This is a genomic window from Streptomyces sp. HUAS ZL42, assembly GCF_040782645.1.
Taxonomy (GTDB): domain Bacteria; phylum Actinomycetota; class Actinomycetes; order Streptomycetales; family Streptomycetaceae; genus Streptomyces.
This window is the reverse complement of sequence record NZ_CP160403.1, coordinates 4,146,548-4,165,460: the sequence shown is the minus strand read 5'-3', so window position 1 is coordinate 4,165,460 and position 18,913 is coordinate 4,146,548. Positions and strand designations below refer to the sequence as shown.

14 protein-coding genes are annotated in these 18,913 nt (G+C 66.2%); all 14 read left to right on the top strand.

The window, feature by feature from the left end; genetic code table 11:
• The first annotated feature begins 49 nt into the window (after positions 1–49).
• On the top strand, positions 50–865 hold the full coding sequence (gene nusG, locus ABZO29_RS18895; protein WP_367321365.1) for a transcription termination/antitermination protein NusG: 816 nt from the start codon (positions 50–52) through the stop codon (positions 863–865).
• A 164-nt stretch (positions 866–1,029) separates the two neighbouring features.
• Positions 1,030–1,464: a 50S ribosomal protein L11 gene (gene rplK, locus ABZO29_RS18890; protein ID WP_367321364.1), complete on the top strand. Its 435-nt coding sequence runs from the start codon at positions 1,030–1,032 to the stop codon at positions 1,462–1,464.
• Positions 1,465–1,547: 83 nt separating this feature from the next.
• Positions 1,548–2,273, top strand: a complete 726-nt coding sequence (gene rplA, locus ABZO29_RS18885) for a 50S ribosomal protein L1 (RefSeq protein WP_367321363.1) — start codon at positions 1,548–1,550, stop codon at positions 2,271–2,273.
• Positions 2,274–2,401: 128 nt separating this feature from the next.
• Positions 2,402–3,247 (top strand): LppX_LprAFG lipoprotein, encoded by an 846-nt coding sequence (locus tag ABZO29_RS18880; protein ID WP_367321362.1) that lies wholly within the window; start codon positions 2,402–2,404, stop codon positions 3,245–3,247.
• A gap of 90 nt (positions 3,248–3,337) precedes the next feature.
• Positions 3,338–4,189, top strand: coding sequence for a DUF1396 domain-containing protein (locus ABZO29_RS18875; RefSeq protein ID WP_367321361.1), 852 nt, complete (start codon positions 3,338–3,340; stop codon positions 4,187–4,189).
• Positions 4,190–4,470: 281 nt separating this feature from the next.
• Positions 4,471–5,001: a 50S ribosomal protein L10 gene (gene rplJ, locus ABZO29_RS18870; protein WP_367321360.1), complete on the top strand. Its 531-nt coding sequence runs from the start codon at positions 4,471–4,473 to the stop codon at positions 4,999–5,001.
• Positions 5,002–5,116: 115 nt separating this feature from the next.
• On the top strand, positions 5,117–5,500 hold the full coding sequence (rplL, locus tag ABZO29_RS18865) for a 50S ribosomal protein L7/L12 (protein ID WP_100827741.1): 384 nt from the start codon (positions 5,117–5,119) through the stop codon (positions 5,498–5,500).
• A 159-nt stretch (positions 5,501–5,659) separates the two neighbouring features.
• Entirely contained in the window at positions 5,660–5,815 is a 156-nt protein-coding gene (locus ABZO29_RS18860; protein ID WP_367321359.1) for a hypothetical protein, read from the top strand.
• Positions 5,816–6,079: 264 nt separating this feature from the next.
• Positions 6,080–9,565 (top strand): DNA-directed RNA polymerase subunit beta, encoded by a 3,486-nt coding sequence (gene rpoB, locus ABZO29_RS18855; RefSeq protein WP_367321358.1) that lies wholly within the window; start codon positions 6,080–6,082, stop codon positions 9,563–9,565.
• Between the two features lie 97 nt (positions 9,566–9,662).
• A complete protein-coding gene (locus ABZO29_RS18850; protein WP_367321357.1) occupies positions 9,663–13,562 on the top strand; it encodes a DNA-directed RNA polymerase subunit beta' in 3,900 nt (1,299 codons plus the stop codon).
• A 921-nt stretch (positions 13,563–14,483) separates the two neighbouring features.
• Positions 14,484–14,855 carry a 30S ribosomal protein S12 gene (rpsL, locus tag ABZO29_RS18845; RefSeq protein ID WP_003948652.1) on the top strand — a complete coding sequence of 124 codons (372 nt, stop codon included), beginning with the start codon at positions 14,484–14,486 and terminating at the stop codon, positions 14,853–14,855.
• Positions 14,856–14,857: 2 nt separating this feature from the next.
• Entirely contained in the window at positions 14,858–15,328 is a 471-nt protein-coding gene (gene rpsG / locus ABZO29_RS18840) for a 30S ribosomal protein S7 (protein WP_009330725.1), read from the top strand.
• A gap of 39 nt (positions 15,329–15,367) precedes the next feature.
• The gene (gene fusA / locus ABZO29_RS18835; protein ID WP_367321356.1) at positions 15,368–17,494 is read left to right on the top strand and encodes an elongation factor G; all 2,127 of its coding nucleotides are present in this window, start codon (positions 15,368–15,370) and stop codon (positions 17,492–17,494) included.
• Between the two features lie 156 nt (positions 17,495–17,650).
• Positions 17,651–18,844, top strand: a complete 1,194-nt coding sequence (tuf, locus tag ABZO29_RS18830) for an elongation factor Tu (RefSeq protein WP_367321355.1) — start codon at positions 17,651–17,653, stop codon at positions 18,842–18,844.
• The last annotated feature ends 69 nt before the right edge of the window (positions 18,845–18,913 follow it).

Sequence of the window (18,913 nt, the reverse complement as noted above, 5' to 3'; positions counted from 1 at the left end):
GCCCCTTTCGCGTGTTCCACCCCTATGTATCCAGGAAGAAGCAGCCACCGTGTCTGACCCGAACCTGAACGACGCCATCGAGCCGGACGAGTCCGTGGATGACGAGCTCGACATCGTCGAGGGCGCGGACGAGCAGGACGAGTTCGAGGCTGCCGACGCCGAAGCGGGCGAGCCCGCGGAGGAAGCCGCCGTGCACGTCGAGGACGAGGCCGAGGAAGCCGAGGAAGAGGCCGAGCCCGCCGAGCCTGTCGACCCCGTCGAGGCCCTGCGCGAGGAACTGCGGTCCCTGCCCGGCGAGTGGTACGTCATCCACACCTACGCCGGTTACGAGAACCGCGTGAAGACCAACCTGGAGCAGCGCGCCGTCTCGCTGAACGTCGAGGACTACATCTTCCAGGCCGAGGTGCCGCAGGAAGAGGTCGTCCAGATCAAGAACGGCGATCGCAAGACCATCAAGCAGAACAAGCTCCCGGGCTACGTGCTGGTCCGCATGGACCTGACGAACGAGTCCTGGGGCGTGGTCCGCAACACCCCCGGCGTCACCGGCTTCGTGGGCAACGCCTACGACCCGTACCCGCTGACCCTGGACGAGATCGTCAAGATGCTCGCCCCGGAGGCCGAGGAGAAGGCCGCCCGCGAGGCCGCCGAGGCCGAGGGCAAGCCTGCTCCGCAGCGCAAGGTCGAGGTCCAGGTGCTGGACTTCGAGGTCGGCGACTCGGTCACCGTCACCGACGGCCCGTTCGCCACGCTGCAGGCCACCATCAACGAGATCAACGCCGACTCGAAGAAGGTCAAGGGCCTGGTGGAGATCTTCGGCCGCGAGACGCCGGTCGAGCTGTCCTTCGACCAGATCCAGAAGAACTGAGCGACCCAGCTCAGCGCATTCGGCGACAGAGCCACCGGCCAGGTCAGACGGGCTCGAGCAGCCCGTCTGACCTGCTCGGTTTTTAGCCGCGCAGTGCCACCCGTTAGGGTTGTGCGGTTGCCTTCGGGCACTCAGCGAAAAAACAGACAGACAGAGGACCCGGAATGCCTCCCAAGAAGAAGAAGGTCACGGGGCTCATCAAGCTCCAGATCCAGGCCGGTGCCGCCAACCCGGCTCCGCCGGTCGGCCCCGCGCTGGGTCAGCACGGCGTCAACATCATGGAGTTCTGCAAGGCCTACAACGCCGCGACCGAGTCGCAGCGTGGCTGGGTGATCCCGGTGGAGATCACGGTCTACGAGGACCGTTCCTTCACCTTCATCACCAAGACTCCGCCGGCCGCCAAGATGATCCTCAAGGCCGCGGGCATCGAGAAGGGCTCCGGCGAGCCGCACAAGACCAAGGTCGCCAAGATCACCGAGGCGCAGGTCCGCGAGATCGCCCAGACCAAGCTCCCCGACCTCAACGCCAACGACCTGGACGCCGCCGCGAAGATCATCGCGGGCACCGCGCGTTCCATGGGCGTCGTCGTCGAGGGCTGAGCCCCTCCCCCGTACCAGAGAAGAACCGTGGCAGGGCCTGCTCGGCCCGTACCACGACTCCTAAGAACACAACAGGAGCAGTAGTGAGCAAGCGCAGCAAGTCTCTCCGCGCTGCGGACGCCAAGGTCGACCGGGAGAAGCTCTACGCCCCGCTCGAGGCCGTCCGTCTCGCCAAGGAGACCTCCACGACCAAGTTCGACGGCACCGTCGAGGTCGCCTTCCGTCTGGGTGTCGACCCGCGCAAGGCCGACCAGATGGTCCGTGGCACCGTGAACCTTCCGCACGGCACCGGTAAGACCGCCCGGGTCCTGGTCTTCGCGACCGGCGACCGTGCCGAGGCCGCGCGTGCCGCGGGCGCCGACATCGTCGGCGCCGACGAACTGATCGACGAGGTGTCGAAGGGCCGCCTGGACTTCGACGCCGTCGTCGCCACCCCGGACCTCATGGGCAAGGTCGGCCGCCTCGGCCGCGTCCTCGGCCCGCGTGGTCTGATGCCGAACCCGAAGACCGGCACCGTGACCCCGGACGTGGCCAAGGCCGTGACCGAGATCAAGGGCGGCAAGATCGAGTTCCGCGTCGACAAGCACTCGAACCTGCACTTCATCATCGGCAAGACGTCCTTCGACGACACCAAGCTGGTGGAGAACTACGGCGCCGCGCTGGAGGAGATCCTCCGTCTGAAGCCGTCCGCCGCCAAGGGTCGCTACATCAAGAAGGCCGCGGTCAGCACCACCATGGGCCCCGGCATCCCGGTCGACCCGAACCGCACCCGCAACCTCCTCGTCGAGGAGGACCCGGCCGCGGTCTGAGCCTGAGGCTCACCCCAACCGGTCACGGGCCCCGCACCTTCCGAGGTGCGGGGCCCGTTCCCTTTCCCCAACACCCTTTCGTGCTGCCCTGAGTTAGCGTGCGGAGACGGCGAACCGCAGGGGGACGAATGAAGAGCACGACAGGGCGCCGCGTGGCGCTCTCGGTCGCGCTGGTGACCGTGCTGACCGGGACGGCCGCCTGCACGTCCTCCGGGAAGTCCGAGGACGGCCCCGAGCCGACCCGCCTCCCCCTCGCCGCCCTGCGCTCCGCCGAGCGCTCCACCGACCGCGCCCACTCGGCCAGGGTCAGATCCGCGACGGTCATGGGCACCCAGCTGTCCGTCGAGGCCGACGGCACCCTCGGCTGGAGCGGCGGCCTCACCGGCACCCTGACGATCACGTACACCGGAGGCACCACCGCCGAGACGATGCGCGCCCTCGGTGTCACCTCCATGGAGGCCCGCTATCTGTCCGACGCCTACTACGCGCGCATGGGCGACGTGTTCGCCGCGAAGACCGGCGGCAAGCACTGGATCAAGTACGTGTACGACGACATCAAGGACCTCGCCGGCGGCGCCGGCGCCAACCTCGCTGACCAGATGCGAACGACCACCCCGAACCAGCTGGTGAAGCTGCTCCTGGACTCGGAGGACGTGCGCAAGGTCGGCGAGGAGACGGTCGACGGACGGCCCACCACGCACTACTCGGGCACGGTGGAGGCCGGGGGCGTGGCCGACGCGGAGGTGAGGAGACGGCTCGAAGAGGCCGGGGTCACCACCGAGACCGTGGACATCTGGATCGACGACCGGGATCTGCTGGTCAAGAAGGTGGAGAGGGCAGAGACGTCTGCCGGGGCCTACACCCAGACCGCGTACTACAGCGACTACGGCACGAAGGCCACCGCGGCGAAGCCCCCGGTCGGCGACACCCAGGACTTCAAGGAGCTGCTGGAGAAGCGGAGTTCGACCTCCTGAGCCCCACGTAATTCAGAGCACCGCACCAGCATCTGGGGATACGCTCGCCGCAGTGCTGTGCATGAGCAGTGAGCTTTCTGGGGGGAATCGATGAAGTCTTCTTCGCGTGTTCTCGCGCGCCGCCGGGCCGCGGGTGCGGGGCTTGCCGCGCTGGTCCTCGCCGGGGGTGCGGTGGGCTGTGGCGACAAGGGCGCGGCGGAGGAGTCGCCGAAGATGACGCCCGCGGCGGCCGTCGCCGAGGCGGCGAAGAACGCGGAGGACATCACGTCCTTCCGGTACACCATGACCGGCACGGTTCCGGAGCAGGGGCGGATCAGGGCCGAGGCCGCGATGCGCACCAAGCCCGCGCCCGCCATGAGCATGAAGATGACGTCCCTCGACCGGGGTGCGAACGGCACGGCCGAGATCCGCCTCGTCGACGGAGTGATGTACATCGGCGGGACAGCCGTGCCCGCCGAGCAGCTCGACGGCAAGAGCTGGATGAAGCTCGACATGTCCGCGCTGGGCGCCAAGGAGGGGATCGGCTCCAGCGCGATGGGCGACCAGGTCAACAGGAACCCGGCCGACGAGTCGACCTTCCTCACCGGCTCCGAGGACGTGGAGAAGGTCGGCACCGAGACCGTGGACGGGGTGCGGACCACCCACTACAAGGGGACCGTCACCCCCAAGCAGCTGCGCAAGGCCCTGCAGGGCAAGGACGACGCCACCCTGGAGCGGCGCCTCACCCAGTTCATGAAGCTCGGTGTGGACAAGCTCACCATGGACATCTGGATCGACGGCGACGACCACACCAAGAAGTTCCGTATGCAGGGACACGCCGCGAAGGGCCCGCTCGACATGACGATCACCTTCCTCGACGTCAACGAGCCGGTGACGGTCACGGCCCCGCCGGCCGGGGACACCGTCGACCTGGAGAAGATGCTGGAGGAGGCCGGGAGCTGAGCTCCGTACGACCGGATTTGCCTGGCGGCGATCCGGTCCCGTACTCTCCTACAGAAGCCAAAGACCGCTGGTCGTTGCCGTGCTCTCGTAGAGGGTGCGGTGGCCGAAGGATCCGCTGAAATGCGGGCGACCCGCGCAGGTGACAGTGGAATGCTCCCGGACGCGATCCGCCCACGGAATTCGTCTGGTCGAGCTACGCCCCGTGCATCTGCGCCGGGGCGTTTCGTTTGTCCCAGCCCCTTCCGAGCGGTCCTCATCACCCGGAAGGAGGCCGACGCTCTATGGCAAGGCCCGACAAGGCTGCCGCGGTAGCCGAGCTGACGGAAGCGTTCCGCAGCTCGAACGCCGCCGTGCTGACCGAGTACCGGGGTCTCACCGTGGCGCAGCTCAAGACGCTGCGCCGGTCGCTCGGTGAGAACGCCCAGTACGCCGTGGTGAAGAACACGCTGACCAAGATTGCGGCCAACGAGGCCGGGATCACCTCGCTCGACGACCTGTTCAACGGTCCGACGGCGGTCGCCTTCGTCACCGGTGACCCGGTGGAGTCGGCGAAGGGTCTTCGTGACTTCGCCAAGGACAACCCCAACCTCGTCATCAAGGGCGGTGTCCTTGACGGCAAGGCGCTGTCCGCCGACGAGATCAAGAAGCTTGCGGACCTCGAGTCCCGCGAGGTTCTGCTCGCCAAGCTGGCGGGTGCCTTCAAGGGCAAGCAGACTCAGGCTGCTCAGGTCTTCCAGGCGCTCCCGTCGAAGCTCGTCCGCACCGTGGACGCGCTTCGCGCCAAGCAGGACGAGCAGGGCGGTGCCGAGTAACTCGGCTCGCGAAATGACCGTGGCCGCCTGAGGCGACGGTCGTAGCGGGCCGAACGTACGCCCGCCAGACATGTACATCCGGCACCAGCCGAAATTAGTGGAAGGATCGCCCATCATGGCGAAGCTGTCTCAGGAAGACCTGCTCGCGCAGTTCGAGGAGATGACCCTCATCGAGCTCTCCGAGTTCGTGAAGGCGTTCGAGGAGAAGTTCGACGTCACCGCCGCCGCCGCGGTCGCCGTTGCCGCTCCGGGTGCCCCGGGTGCCCCGGTCGAGGCCGTCGAGGAGAAGGACGAGTTCGACGTCATCCTCACCGGCGCCGGCGAGAAGAAGATCCAGGTCATCAAGGTCGTGCGTGAGCTGACCTCCCTGGGCCTGAAGGAGGCCAAGGACCTCGTCGACGGCACCCCGAAGCCGGTCCTCGAGAAGGTCAACAAGGAGGCCGCTGACAAGGCCGCCGAGGCCCTCAAGGGCGCCGGTGCGTCCGTCGAGGTCAAGTAAGACCTTCACGGTCGGCGACGACCTTCGCAAACGCTGAAACAGTCCCTCCTGGGGCTGTAACGCGAACGCACTGAAGAGCGATCATCCATCCGGGTGGTCGCTCTTCGGCGTTTGCAGGGGTGCGGCCGCGGTTGCCTTGTACCCGCCGGAGCGAGGGGTATGGTGATCTTCGTCGTGTCTCCGGGCGCCCCCGGTTCGGGCAAGGGGGCCTTGACGAACCGCACGCAGCGCGCAATTCTCAGGACGCGTCGCCACAACGATCCGGATTCCGAGGCATGGATCGGCGGCGAAGAGGGCAGTATCAACGTGCATTGAGGGCGAGCATGCCGAGGGCGTTGAGAACAACGAGGGTCTCGAAAAACCCGCACTGGACATCAGTGTGCCAAGTGGCTACACTGACCCTTTGCGCTGCCTGTTAGCTGTCCCCTGCCCGTCACCAGGGGCATGCCCTCGCTTGAGCATCGACGATTGGACCGTTCCTGACCTGGCCTTTTGGCTGATCTGGGAACACCTGTCTCGTGCATCGGGAGAGGGGCCGGTACGCGCGTAGTGAGTCCGAGCCCTCGGAAGGACCCCCTCTTGGCCGCCTCGCGCAACGCCTCGACCGCGAATACGAACAACGGCGCCAGCACCGCCCCGCTGCGCATTTCCTTTGCAAAGATCAAGGAGCCTCTCGAGGTTCCGAACCTGCTCGCGCTGCAGACCGAGAGCTTCGACTGGCTGCTCGGCAACACCGCCTGGCAGAGTCGGGTCGAGGAGGCTCTGGAGAACGGTCAGGACGTCCCCACCAAGTCCGGCCTCGAGGAGATCTTCGAGGAGATCTCCCCGATCGAGGACTTCTCCGGGTCGATGTCGCTGACGTTCCGGGACCACCGCTTCGAGCCGCCGAAGAACTCGATCGACGAGTGCAAGGAGCGCGACTTCACGTACGCCGCCCCGCTCTTCGTCACGGCCGAGTTCACCAACAACGAGACCGGCGAGATCAAGTCCCAGACCGTCTTCATGGGCGACTTCCCGCTCATGACGAACAAGGGCACCTTCGTCATCAACGGCACCGAGCGTGTCGTGGTGTCGCAGCTGGTCCGTTCCCCCGGTGTCTACTTCGACTCCACCATCGACAAGACGTCCGACAAGGACATCTTCTCCGCCAAGATCATCCCGTCCCGGGGTGCCTGGCTGGAGATGGAGATCGACAAGCGCGACATGGTCGGTGTCCGCATCGACCGCAAGCGCAAGCAGTCCGTCACCGTCCTGCTCAAGGCGCTCGGCTGGACCACCGAGCAGATCCTCGAGGAGTTCGGCGACTACGAGTCGATGCGCGCCACCCTGGAGAAGGACCACACCCAGGGCCAGGACGACGCGCTGCTCGACATCTACCGCAAGCTGCGTCCGGGCGAGCCCCCCACGCGTGAGGCCGCGCAGACGCTGCTCGAGAACCTCTACTTCAACCCCAAGCGCTACGACCTCGCCAAGGTCGGCCGCTACAAGGTCAACAAGAAGCTGGCCGCGGACGCGCCGCTCGACGCCGGTGTCCTGACCGTCGAGGACGTCATCGCGACGATCAAGTACCTGGTCAAGCTGCACGCGGGCGAGACCGAGACGGTTGGTGACAACGGTCAGACGATCGTCGTCGAGACCGACGACATCGACCACTTCGGCAACCGTCGTCTGCGCAGCGTCGGCGAGCTCATCCAGAACCAGGTCCGCACCGGTCTTGCTCGTATGGAGCGCGTCGTTCGTGAGCGCATGACCACGCAGGACGTCGAGGCGATCACGCCGCAGACCCTGATCAACATCCGGCCGGTCGTCGCCTCCATCAAGGAGTTCTTCGGCACCAGCCAGCTGTCGCAGTTCATGGACCAGAACAACCCGCTGTCGGGTCTCACCCACAAGCGCCGTCTGTCGGCCCTTGGCCCGGGTGGTCTCTCCCGTGAGCGGGCCGGCTTCGAGGTCCGTGACGTGCACCCCTCGCACTACGGCCGTATGTGCCCGATCGAGACCCCTGAAGGCCCGAACATCGGTCTGATCGGCTCGCTCGCCTCCTACGGTCGCGTCAACGCCTTCGGTTTCGTCGAGACCCCGTACCGCAAGGTCGTCGACGGCCAGGTCACCGACGAGGTGGACTACCTGACCGCCGACGAGGAGGACCGCTTCGTCATCGCGCAGGCCAACGCCACGCTCAACGACGACCTGCGCTTCGCCGAGAACCGCGTCCTGGTCCGCCGCCGTGGCGGCGAGGTCGACTACGTCGCCGGTGACGACGTGGACTACATGGACGTCTCGCCGCGCCAGATGGTGTCGGTCGCAACCGCCATGATCCCGTTCCTCGAGCACGACGACGCCAACCGTGCCCTCATGGGCGCGAACATGATGCGTCAGGCCGTGCCCCTCATCAAGTCCGAGTCCCCGCTCGTCGGCACCGGCATGGAGTACCGCTCCGCCGTCGACGCCGGCGACGTGGTCAAGGCCGAGAAGGCGGGTGTGGTCCAGGAGGTCTCCGCGGACTACATCACCACCGCCAACGACGACGGCACGTACATCACGTACCGCCTGGCCAAGTTCGCCCGCTCCAACCAGGGCACCTCGGTCAACCAGAAGGTCATCGTCAACGAGGGCGACCGGATCGTCGAGGGCCAGGTCCTCGCCGACGGTCCGGCCACCCAGAACGGCGAGATGGCGCTCGGCAAGAACCTGCTCGTGGCGTTCATGCCGTGGGAGGGTCACAACTACGAGGACGCGATCATCCTGTCGCAGCGCCTCGTGCAGGACGACGTCCTCTCCTCGATCCACATCGAGGAGCACGAGGTCGACGCCCGTGACACCAAGCTCGGCCCCGAGGAGATCACCCGGGACATCCCGAACGTCTCCGAGGAGGTCCTCGCCGACCTCGACGAGCGCGGCATCATCCGCATCGGTGCCGAGGTCATCGCCGGTGACATCCTCGTCGGCAAGGTGACCCCCAAGGGTGAGACCGAGCTGACGCCGGAGGAGCGCCTGCTGCGCGCGATCTTCGGTGAGAAGGCCCGTGAGGTCCGTGACACCTCGCTGAAGGTGCCGCACGGCGAGACCGGCAAGGTCATCGGCGTGCGCGTCTTCGACCGCGAGGAGGGCGACGAGCTTCCCCCCGGTGTGAACCAGCTGGTGCGCGTGTACGTGGCGCAGAAGCGCAAGATCACCGACGGTGACAAGCTCGCCGGCCGGCACGGCAACAAGGGCGTCATCTCGAAGATCCTGCCGATCGAGGACATGCCGTTCCTGGAGGACGGCACCCCGGTCGACATCATCCTCAACCCGCTCGGTGTGCCGTCCCGAATGAACCCGGGACAGGTCCTGGAGATCCACCTCGGCTGGCTTGCCAGCCGCGGCTGGGACGTCTCCGGTCTCGCCGACGAGTGGGCCCAGCGCCTGCAGGTCATCGGCGCCGACGCGGTCGCCCCGGGCACCAACGTCGCCACCCCGGTCTTCGACGGTGCGCGTGAGGACGAGCTCGCCGGTCTGCTGGAGCACACGATCCCGAACCGCGACGGCGAGCGCATGGTGCTCCCGTCCGGCAAGGCCCCGCTGTTCGACGGCCGCTCGGGTGAGCCCTTCCCGGAGCCGATCTCGGTCGGCTACATGTACATCCTGAAGCTGCACCACCTGGTCGACGACAAGCTGCACGCCCGCTCGACCGGTCCGTACTCCATGATCACCCAGCAGCCGCTGGGTGGTAAGGCGCAGTTCGGTGGCCAGCGCTTCGGCGAGATGGAGGTGTGGGCCCTCGAGGCCTACGGCGCCGCCTACGCGCTCCAGGAGCTGCTGACCATCAAGTCCGACGACGTCACCGGCCGCGTGAAGGTCTACGAGGCCATCGTCAAGGGCGAGAACATCCCCGAGCCCGGCATCCCCGAGTCCTTCAAGGTGCTCATCAAGGAGATGCAGTCGCTCTGCCTGAACGTGGAGGTGCTGTCCAGCGACGGTATGTCCATCGAGATGCGTGACACCGACGAGGACGTCTTCCGCGCTGCGGAGGAGCTCGGCATCGACCTGTCCCGGCGTGAGCCGAGCAGCGTCGAAGAGGTCTGACGGGAGTTCGGCGGACCTTGAGCGATCAAGGTCCGCCGGCCCCGGGACCCCCGTTTCAGACCCCAAGACTTACAACCCTGAGAGGGATTGACGCATAGTGCTCGACGTCAACTTCTTCGACGAGCTCCGGATCGGCCTGGCCACCGCTGACGACATCCGTCAGTGGAGCCACGGCGAGGTCAAGAAGCCCGAGACCATCAACTACCGCACCCTCAAGCCCGAAAAGGACGGACTCTTCTGCGAGAAGATCTTCGGTCCGACCCGGGACTGGGAGTGCTACTGCGGCAAGTACAAGCGCGTCCGCTTCAAGGGCATCATCTGTGAGCGCTGTGGCGTCGAGGTCACGCGCGCCAAGGTGCGCCGTGAGCGGATGGGCCACATCGAGCTGGCCGCGCCCGTCACGCACATCTGGTACTTCAAGGGCGTCCCGTCGCGTCTCGGGTACCTGCTCGACCTGGCCCCGAAGGACCTGGAGAAGGTCATCTACTTCGCGGCGTACATGATCACGTACGTCGACGAGGAGCGCCGTACGCGCGACCTGCCCTCCCTCGAGGCGCACGTCTCCGTCGAGCGGCAGCAGATCGAGAACCGCCGCGACGCCGACCTGGAGGCCCGCGCCAAGAAGCTCGAGGCCGACCTGGCCGAGCTGGAGGCCGAGGGCGCCAAGGCCGACGTACGCCGGAAGGTCCGTGAGGGCGCCGAGCGTGAGATGAAGCAGCTGCGCGACCGTGCGCAGCGCGAGATCGACCGCCTCGACGAGGTGTGGACCCGGTTCAAGAACCTCAAGGTCCAGGACCTCGAGGGCGACGAGCTGCTCTACCGCGAGCTGCGTGACCGCTTCGGCACGTACTTCGACGGTTCGATGGGTGCCGCGGCGCTGCAGAAGCGCCTGGAGTCCTTCGACCTGGACGAGGAGGCCGAGCGTCTCCGCGAGATCATCCGTACCGGCAAGGGGCAGAAGAAGACCCGTGCGCTCAAGCGCCTCAAGGTCGTCTCCGCGTTCCTGCAGACCAGCAACAGCCCCAAGGGCATGGTGCTCGACTGCGTGCCGGTCATCCCGCCGGACCTCCGCCCGATGGTGCAGCTGGACGGTGGCCGCTTCGCGACCTCCGACCTGAACGACCTGTACCGCCGTGTGATCAACCGGAACAACCGACTGAAGCGGCTTCTCGACCTCGGCGCGCCCGAGATCATCGTCAACAACGAGAAGCGCATGCTCCAGGAGGCCGTCGACGCGCTGTTCGACAACGGCCGTCGTGGCCGTCCGGTCACCGGCCCCGGCAACCGCCCGCTGAAGTCCCTCAGCGACATGCTGAAGGGTAAGCAGGGCCGTTTCCGTCAGAACCTGCTCGGCAAGCGTGTGGACTACTCCGCGCGTTCCGTGATCGTCGTCGGTCCGCAGCTGAAGCTGCACCAGTGCGGTCTGCCGAAGGCGATGGCGCTGGAGCTCTTCAAGCCGTTCGTGATGAAGCGCCTGGTCGACCTGAACCACGCGCAGAACATCAAGAGCGCGAAGCGCATGGTGGAGCGCGGCCGCACGGTCGTGTACGACGTCCTCGAAGAGGTCATCGCCGAGCACCCGGTTCTGCTGAACCGTGCGCCCACCCTGCACCGCCTCGGCATCCAGGCCTTCGAGCCGCAGCTGGTCGAGGGCAAGGCCATCCAGATCCACCCGCTCGTCTGCACCGCGTTCAACGCGGACTTCGACGGTGACCAGATGGCCGTGCACCTGCCGCTGTCCGCGGAGGCGCAGGCCGAGGCCCGCATCCTGATGCTGTCCTCGAACAACATCCTCAAGCCGGCCGACGGCCGCCCGGTGACGATGCCGACCCAGGACATGGTCCTCGGTCTGTTCTTCCTCACCACGGACGGCGAGGGCCGCAACGTGACGGGCGAGGAGCGCTCCTTCTCCTCCGTCGCCGAGGCGATCATGGCGTTCGACGCCGGCGAGCTGTCGCTGCAGTCGCGCGTGGACATCCGCTTCCCGGTGGGCACCATCCCGCCGCGCGGCTGGACCCCGCCGGCGCAGGAGGAGGGCGAGCCGGAGTGGCAGCAGGGTGACTCGTTCCGTCTGAACACGACCCTGGGCCGTGCGCTCTTCAACGAGCTGCTGCCCGAGGACTACCCGTTCGTCGACTACGAGGTCGGCAAGAAGCAGCTCTCCGAGATCGTCAACGACCTCGCCGAGCGCTACCCGAAGGTCATCGTGGCGGCGACGCTCGACAACCTGAAGGCGGCCGGCTTCTACTGGGCCACCCGTTCCGGTGTCACCGTCGCCATCTCCGACGTCGTCGTCCCCGACGCGAAGAAGGAGATCGTCGCCGGGTACGAGGCCAAGGACGAGAAGGTCCAGAAGCAGTACGAGCGCGGTCTGATCACCAAGGAAGAGCGCACCCAGGAGCTCATCCAGATCTGGACCCAGGCGACCAACGAGGTCGCCGAGGCGATGAACGAGAACTTCCCGAAGACCAACCCGATCTTCATGATGGTGAACTCGGGTGCACGAGGCAACATGATGCAGATGCGTCAGATCGCCGGTATGCGTGGTCTCGTGTCGAACGCCAAGAACGAGACGATCCCGCGTCCGATCAAGGCGTCGTTCCGTGAGGGTCTGTCCGTGCTGGAGTACTTCATCTCCACGCACGGTGCCCGTAAGGGTCTCGCGGACACCGCCCTGCGTACCGCCGACTCGGGTTACCTGACCCGTCGTCTGGTGGACGTCTCGCAGGACGTCATCATCCGCGAGGAGGACTGCGGCACCGAGCGCGGTCTGAAGCTGCGCATCGCCAACCGCGGTGCCGACGGTGTGCTGCGCAAGGCGGACGACGTCGAGACCAGCGTCTATGCCCGCATGCTCGCCGAGGACGTCGTCATCGACGGCAAGGTGATCGCGCCGGCCAACGTGGACCTCGGCGACGTGCTCATCGACCAGCTCGTGCACCACGGTGTCGAGGAGGTCAAGACCCGCTCGATCCTGACCTGCGAGTCCCACGTCGGCACCTGTGCCATGTGCTACGGCCGTTCGCTCGCCACCGGCAAGCTGGTCGACATCGGTGAGGCGGTCGGCATCATCGCCGCCCAGTCCATCGGTGAGCCCGGCACCCAGCTGACGATGCGCACCTTCCACACCGGTGGTGTGGCCGGTGACGACATCACCCAGGGTCTGCCGCGTGTCGTCGAGCTCTTCGAGGCCCGTACGCCGAAGGGTGTCGCCCCGATCTCCGAGGCCACCGGCCGCGTCCGGATCGAGGAGACCGAGAAGACCAAGAAGATCGTCGTCACCCCGGACGACGGCAGCGACGAGACGGCGTACCCGATCTCGAAGCGTGCCCGGCTCCTGGTCAGCGAGGGCGAGCACGTCGAGGTGGGCCAGAAGCTCACCGTGGGTGCCACCAACCCGCACGACGTGCTGCGCATCCTGGGCCAGCGTGCCGTCCAGGTCCACCTGGTCGGCGAGGTCCAGAAGGTGTACAACTCGCAGGGTGTGTCGATCCACGACAAGCACATCGAGATCATCATCCGGCAGATGCTCCGCCGCGTGACGATCATCGAGTCCGGCGACGCCGAGCTGCTGCCCGGCGAGCTGGTCGAGCGCTCCCGCTTCGAGCAGGAGAACCGTCGTGTGGTCCAGGAGGGCGGGCACCCGGCCTCCGGTCGTCCGCAGCTCATGGGTATCACCAAGGCCTCGCTGGCCACGGAGTCCTGGCTGTCGGCGGCGTCCTTCCAGGAGACGACCAGGGTGCTCACGGACGCGGCGATCAACGCCAAGTCCGACTCCCTGATCGGCCTCAAGGAGAACGTCATCATCGGTAAGCTCATCCCGGCCGGTACGGGTCTGTCCCGCTACCGCAACATCCGGGTCGAGCCGACCGAGGAGGCCAAGGCCGCGATGTACTCGGCCGTCGGCTACGACGACATCGACTACTCGCCGTTCGGCACGGGCTCCGGCCAGGCCGTGCCGCTGGAGGACTACGACTACGGTCCGTACAACCAGTAAGCGAGCAGCTTGAGTTGAAGGGCGGTCACCTTTCGGGGTGGCCGCCCTTCGGCGTTCTCGGAGCATGGCGCACTTCTCGCTCGCCATGGGGCGTCGGCGGACGGTTCGGCCTGGGGCTTCTGGTTGTCCGGGTCGGCCTGACGTGGCCAAGTCCCGGGTGAGCGAGGTCGAGGAGTTCGACGGCCTGGGCGCGAGGAAGGCGCGTGCGCGGGTCGCACAGGAGAAGAAGGGGTCTGGCCCGGCCTGTTGCCGACGTTGCTGACCGGGCCGGCTCCGCCGGCACGTACAACGTCACGGTCGATGGCCCGCACTTGCTCGTGGGCTCGACGCCCGCCATCGACCCGCAGAGCAGTGTGCAGATTCACTTCAACCTTGCTCCAGTCCCTTTGGGGGAGTCGCGTGCAATCGGAAGTCGCGGGCTGGGAGGGGAGTTCCCGCTCCACCGTACCGAGGTTGACGATTTCGTCGACATTCTCTGAACATCCAGAACCCGAGCCGATGCATGACCCCACCCCGGGCTGGGTAGACCCCCAAACCACGAGGCACACACAGGGCGCACGCGAGTGGACAAGAGAGCGCCCGTACCGGAGGCGTTCCGGTCGCGAAACTTCCCGCCCTGTGGTATATGCACGCTCCTTCACAACACCGCAGACAGGACACGCCGTAACGCCCGGCGTGTCGGTTGTGCTGCTTCTGTTTTGACCGGAGTCAGTACGCTGGGTACGCTCAGACCTTGTGCCTGGGGTGTGCCCTGGCCCTCGTGCGTGCCTTCAACCGCACGCGGGGCCGAGCGTGGCCACCGTAATCCGTGCCTCTTTCTGCCTGCCGGCGGAAGTCCGCGGGATTCGACACACCCGACCGCGTGGGTCGGCGAAGTTCCAGGTTAGCTGTACCAATCGGCACACAGAAACCGGAGAAGTAGTGCCTACGATCCAGCAGCTGGTCCGCAAGGGCCGGCAGGACAAGGTCGAGAAGAACAAGACGCCCGCACTCGAGGGTTCCCCTCAGCGTCGTGGCGTCTGCACGCGTGTGTTCACGACCACCCCGAAGAAGCCGAACTCGGCCCTGCGTAAGGTCGCGCGTGTGCGTCTGACCAGCGGGATCGAGGTCACGGCTTACATTCCGGGTGAGGGACACAACCTGCAGGAGCACTCCATCGTGCTCGTGCGCGGCGGCCGTGTGAAGGACCTGCCGGGTGTTCGCTACAAGATCATCCGCGGCTCGCTCGACACCCAGGGTGTCAAGAACCGCAAGCAGGCTCGCAGCCGTTACGGCGCCAAGAAGGAGAAGTAAGAATGCCTCGTAAGGGCCCCGCCCCGAAGCGTCCGGTCATCATCGACCCGGTCTACGGCTCTCCTCTGGTGACCTCCCTGATCAACAAGGTGCTGCTGAACGGTAAGCGCTCGACGGCTGAGCGGATCGTTTACGGCGCCATGGAGGGTCTGCGCGACAAGACCGGCAACGACCCGGTCATCACGCTGAAGCGCGCTCTCGAGAACATCAAGCCGACCCTCGAGGTCAAGTCCCGCCGTGTCGGTGGCGCCACCTACCAGGTCCCGGTCGAGGTCAAGCCCGGCCGTGCCAACACCCTGGCGCTGCGCTGGCTGGTCGGTTACTCCCGCGCCCGTCGCGAGAAGACCATGACCGAGCGTCTGCTCAACGAGCTCCTCGACGCGTCCAACGGCCTCGGTGCCGCTGTGAAGAAGCGCGAGGACACGCACAAGATGGCCGAGTCCAACAAGGCCTTCGCGCACTACCGCTGGTAGTCGCTACCCACATCGAGACCGAGAGAAGACTGAAGCCTTATGGCTACCACTTCACTTGACCTGGCCAAGGTCCGCAACATTGGGATCATGGCCCACATCGACGCGGGCAAGACGACCACCACCGAGCGGATCCTGTTCTACACCGGTGTGTCTTACAAGATCGGTGAGGTCCACGACGGCGCTGCCACCATGGACTGGATGGAGCAGGAGCAGGAGCGTGGCATCACGATCACCTCTGCTGCCACCACCTGTCACTGGCCGCTGGAAGACGTCGACCACACCATCAACATCATCGACACGCCGGGCCACGTCGACTTCACCGTCGAGGTGGAGCGTTCCCTGCGCGTGCTGGACGGTGCCGTGACGGTGTTCGACGGCGTCGCCGGCGTCGAGCCCCAGTCCGAGACGGTGTGGCGTCAGGCGGACCGCTACGGCGTTCCGCGTATCTGCTTCGTCAACAAGCTGGACCGGACGGGTGCCGAGTTCCACCGCTGCGTCGACATGATCAGCGACCGCCTTGGCGCGCAGCCGATCGTCATGCAGCTCCCGATCGGTGCCGAGGCCGACTTCAAGGGCGTCGTGGACCTGGTCCGCATGAAGGCGCTCGTGTGGTCCGCCGAGGCCACCAAGGGCGAGATGTACGACGTCGTCGACATCCCGGCCACGCACACCGAGGCTGCCGAGGAGTACCGCGGCAAGCTGATCGAGGCCGTTGCCGAGAACGACGAAGAGATCATGGAGCTGTACCTGGAGGGCGAGGAGCCTTCCGAGGAGCAGCTGTACGCCGCGATCCGTCGTATCACCATCGCCTCCGGCAAGTCCAAGGACACCACGGTCACCCCGGTGTTCTGCGGCACCGCGTTCAAGAACAAGGGCGTCCAGCCCCTGCTCGACGCGGTCGTGCGCTACCTCCCCTCCCCGCTTGACGTCGAGGCCATCGAGGGCCACGCCGTCAACAACCCGGAGGAGGTCGTCAAGCGCAAGCCGTCCGACGACGAGCCGCTGTCCGCGCTGGCGTTCAAGATCATGAGCGACCCGCACCTCGGCAAGCTCACCTTCGTCCGGGTCTACTCGGGCCGCCTGGAGTCCGGCACCGCCGTGCTGAACTCCGTCAAGGGCAAGAAGGAGCGCATCGGCAAGATCTACCGCATGCACGCGAACAAGCGTGAGGAGATCGACTCGGTGGGCGCCGGCGACATCGTCGCCGTGATGGGCCTGAAGCAGACCACCACCGGTGAGACGCTGGCCGACGACAAGAACCCGGTGATCCTGGAGTCCATGGACTTCCCGGCGCCGGTCATCCAGGTCGCGATCGAGCCCAAGTCCAAGGGCGACCAGGAGAAGCTGGGTGTCGCCATCCAGCGTCTCGCGGAGGAGGACCCCTCCTTCCAGGTCCACTCGGACGAGGAGACCGGCCAGACCATCATCGGTGGTATGGGCGAGCTGCACCTCGAGGTGCTGGTCGACCGTATGCGCCGTGAGTTCAAGGTCGAGGCGAACGTCGGCAAGCCGCAGGTGGCGTACCGCGAGACCATCCGCAAGGCGGTCGACCGGGTCGACTACACGCACAAGAAGCAGACTGGTGGTACCGGCCAGTTCGCGAAGGTGCAGATCGCGATCGAGCCGCTCGAGGGTGGCGACACCTCGTACGAGTTCGTGAACAAGGTGACCGGTGGTCGTATCCCGAAGGAGTACATCCCTTCGGTCGACGCCGGTGCGCAGGAGGCCATGCAGTTCGGCATCCTCGCCGGTTACGAGATGACCGGTGTGCGCGTGACGCTGCTCGACGGTGCCTACCACGAGGTCGACTCCTCCGAGCTCGCGTTCAAGATCGCCGGTTCGCAGGCCTTCAAGGAGGCCGCGCGCAAGGCCAGCCCCGTGCTGCTCGAGCCGATGATGGCCGTCGAGGTCACCACGCCCGAGGACTACATGGGTGAGGTCATCGGCGACATCAACTCCCGCCGTGGCCAGATCCAGGCCATGGAGGAGCGGGCCGGTGCCCGCGTCGTGAAGGGTCTCGTGCCCCTTTCGGAGATGTTCGGTTACGTCGGCGACCTGCGCAGCAAGACGTCCGGCCGCGCCAGCTACTCCATGCAGTTCGACTCCTACGCCGAGGTTCCGCGGAACGTCGCCGAGGAGATCATCGCGAAGGCCAAGGGCGAGTAACGCACCGCGTTCACACGCCGTAGGCTTGACTCCGGAGTCTCGCGGGGCAAACAGCCACAATCGTGGATGTTTGCCCCGGGGCCCGGGACTTAACAGCAAAGATCACCTGGCGCCGATGAAGTAAGGCGTACAGAACCACTCCACAGGAGGACCCCAGTGGCGAAGGCGAAGTTCGAGCGGACTAAGCCGCACGTCAACATCGGCACCATCGGTCACATCGACCACGGTAAGACGACCCTCACGGCCGCCATTACCAAGGTGCTGCACGACGCGTACCCGGACCTGAACGAGGCCACCCCGTTCGACAACATCGACAAGGCTCCTGAGGAGCGTCAGCGCGGTATCACCATCTCCATCGCGCACGTCGAGTACCAGACCGAGGCGCGTCACTACGCCCACGTCGACTGCCCGGGTCACGCGGACTACATCAAGAACATGATCACCGGTGCCGCGCAGATGGACGGCGCGATCCTGGTGGTCGCCGCCACCGACGGCCCGATGCCGCAGACCAAGGAGCACGTGCTCCTGGCCCGCCAGGTCGGCGTTCCGTACATCGTGGTCGCCCTGAACAAGGCCGACATGGTGGACGACGAGGAGATCATGGAGCTCGTCGAGCTCGAGGTCCGTGAGCTCCTCTCCGAGTACGAGTTCCCGGGCGACGACCTTCCGGTCGTCCGTGTCTCCGCGCTGAAGGCCCTCGAGGGCGACGCGCAGTGGACGCAGTCCGTCCTGGACCTCATGAACGCCGTCGACACCGCGATTCCGGAGCCGGAGCGCGACGTCGACAAGCCGTTCCTGATGCCGATCGAGGACGTCTTCACGATCACCGGTCGCGGTACGGTCGTCACCGGCCGTATCGAGCGTGGTGTCCTGAAGGTCAACGAGACCGTCGACATCATCGGCATCAAGACCGAGAAGACCACCACCACGGTCACCGGTATCGAGATGTTCCGCAAGCTGCTCGACGAGGGCCAGGCCGGTGAGAACGTCGGTCTGCTGCTCCGCGGCATCAAGCGCGAGGACGTCGAGCGCGGCCAGGTCATCATCAAGCCGGGCTCGGTCACCCCGCACACCGAGTTCGAGGCGCAGGCCTACATCCTCTCCAAGGACGAGGGTGGCCGCCACACGCCGTTCTTCAACAACTACCGTCCGCAGTTCTACTTCCGTACGACGGACGTGACCGGCGTCGTGACCCTCCCCGAGGGCACCGAGATGGTCATGCCGGGTGACAACACCGAGATGAAGGTGGAGCTCATCCAGCCCGTCGCCATGGAAGAGGGCCTGAAGTTCGCCATCCGTGAGGGTGGCCGCACGGTGGGCGCCGGCCAGGTCACCAAGATCACGAAGTGATCTTGAGCCTGACCCGGAAGCACAGCTTGGGCTGAGCTCCTGAAAGGGCCCGTACGACTTCGGTCGTAC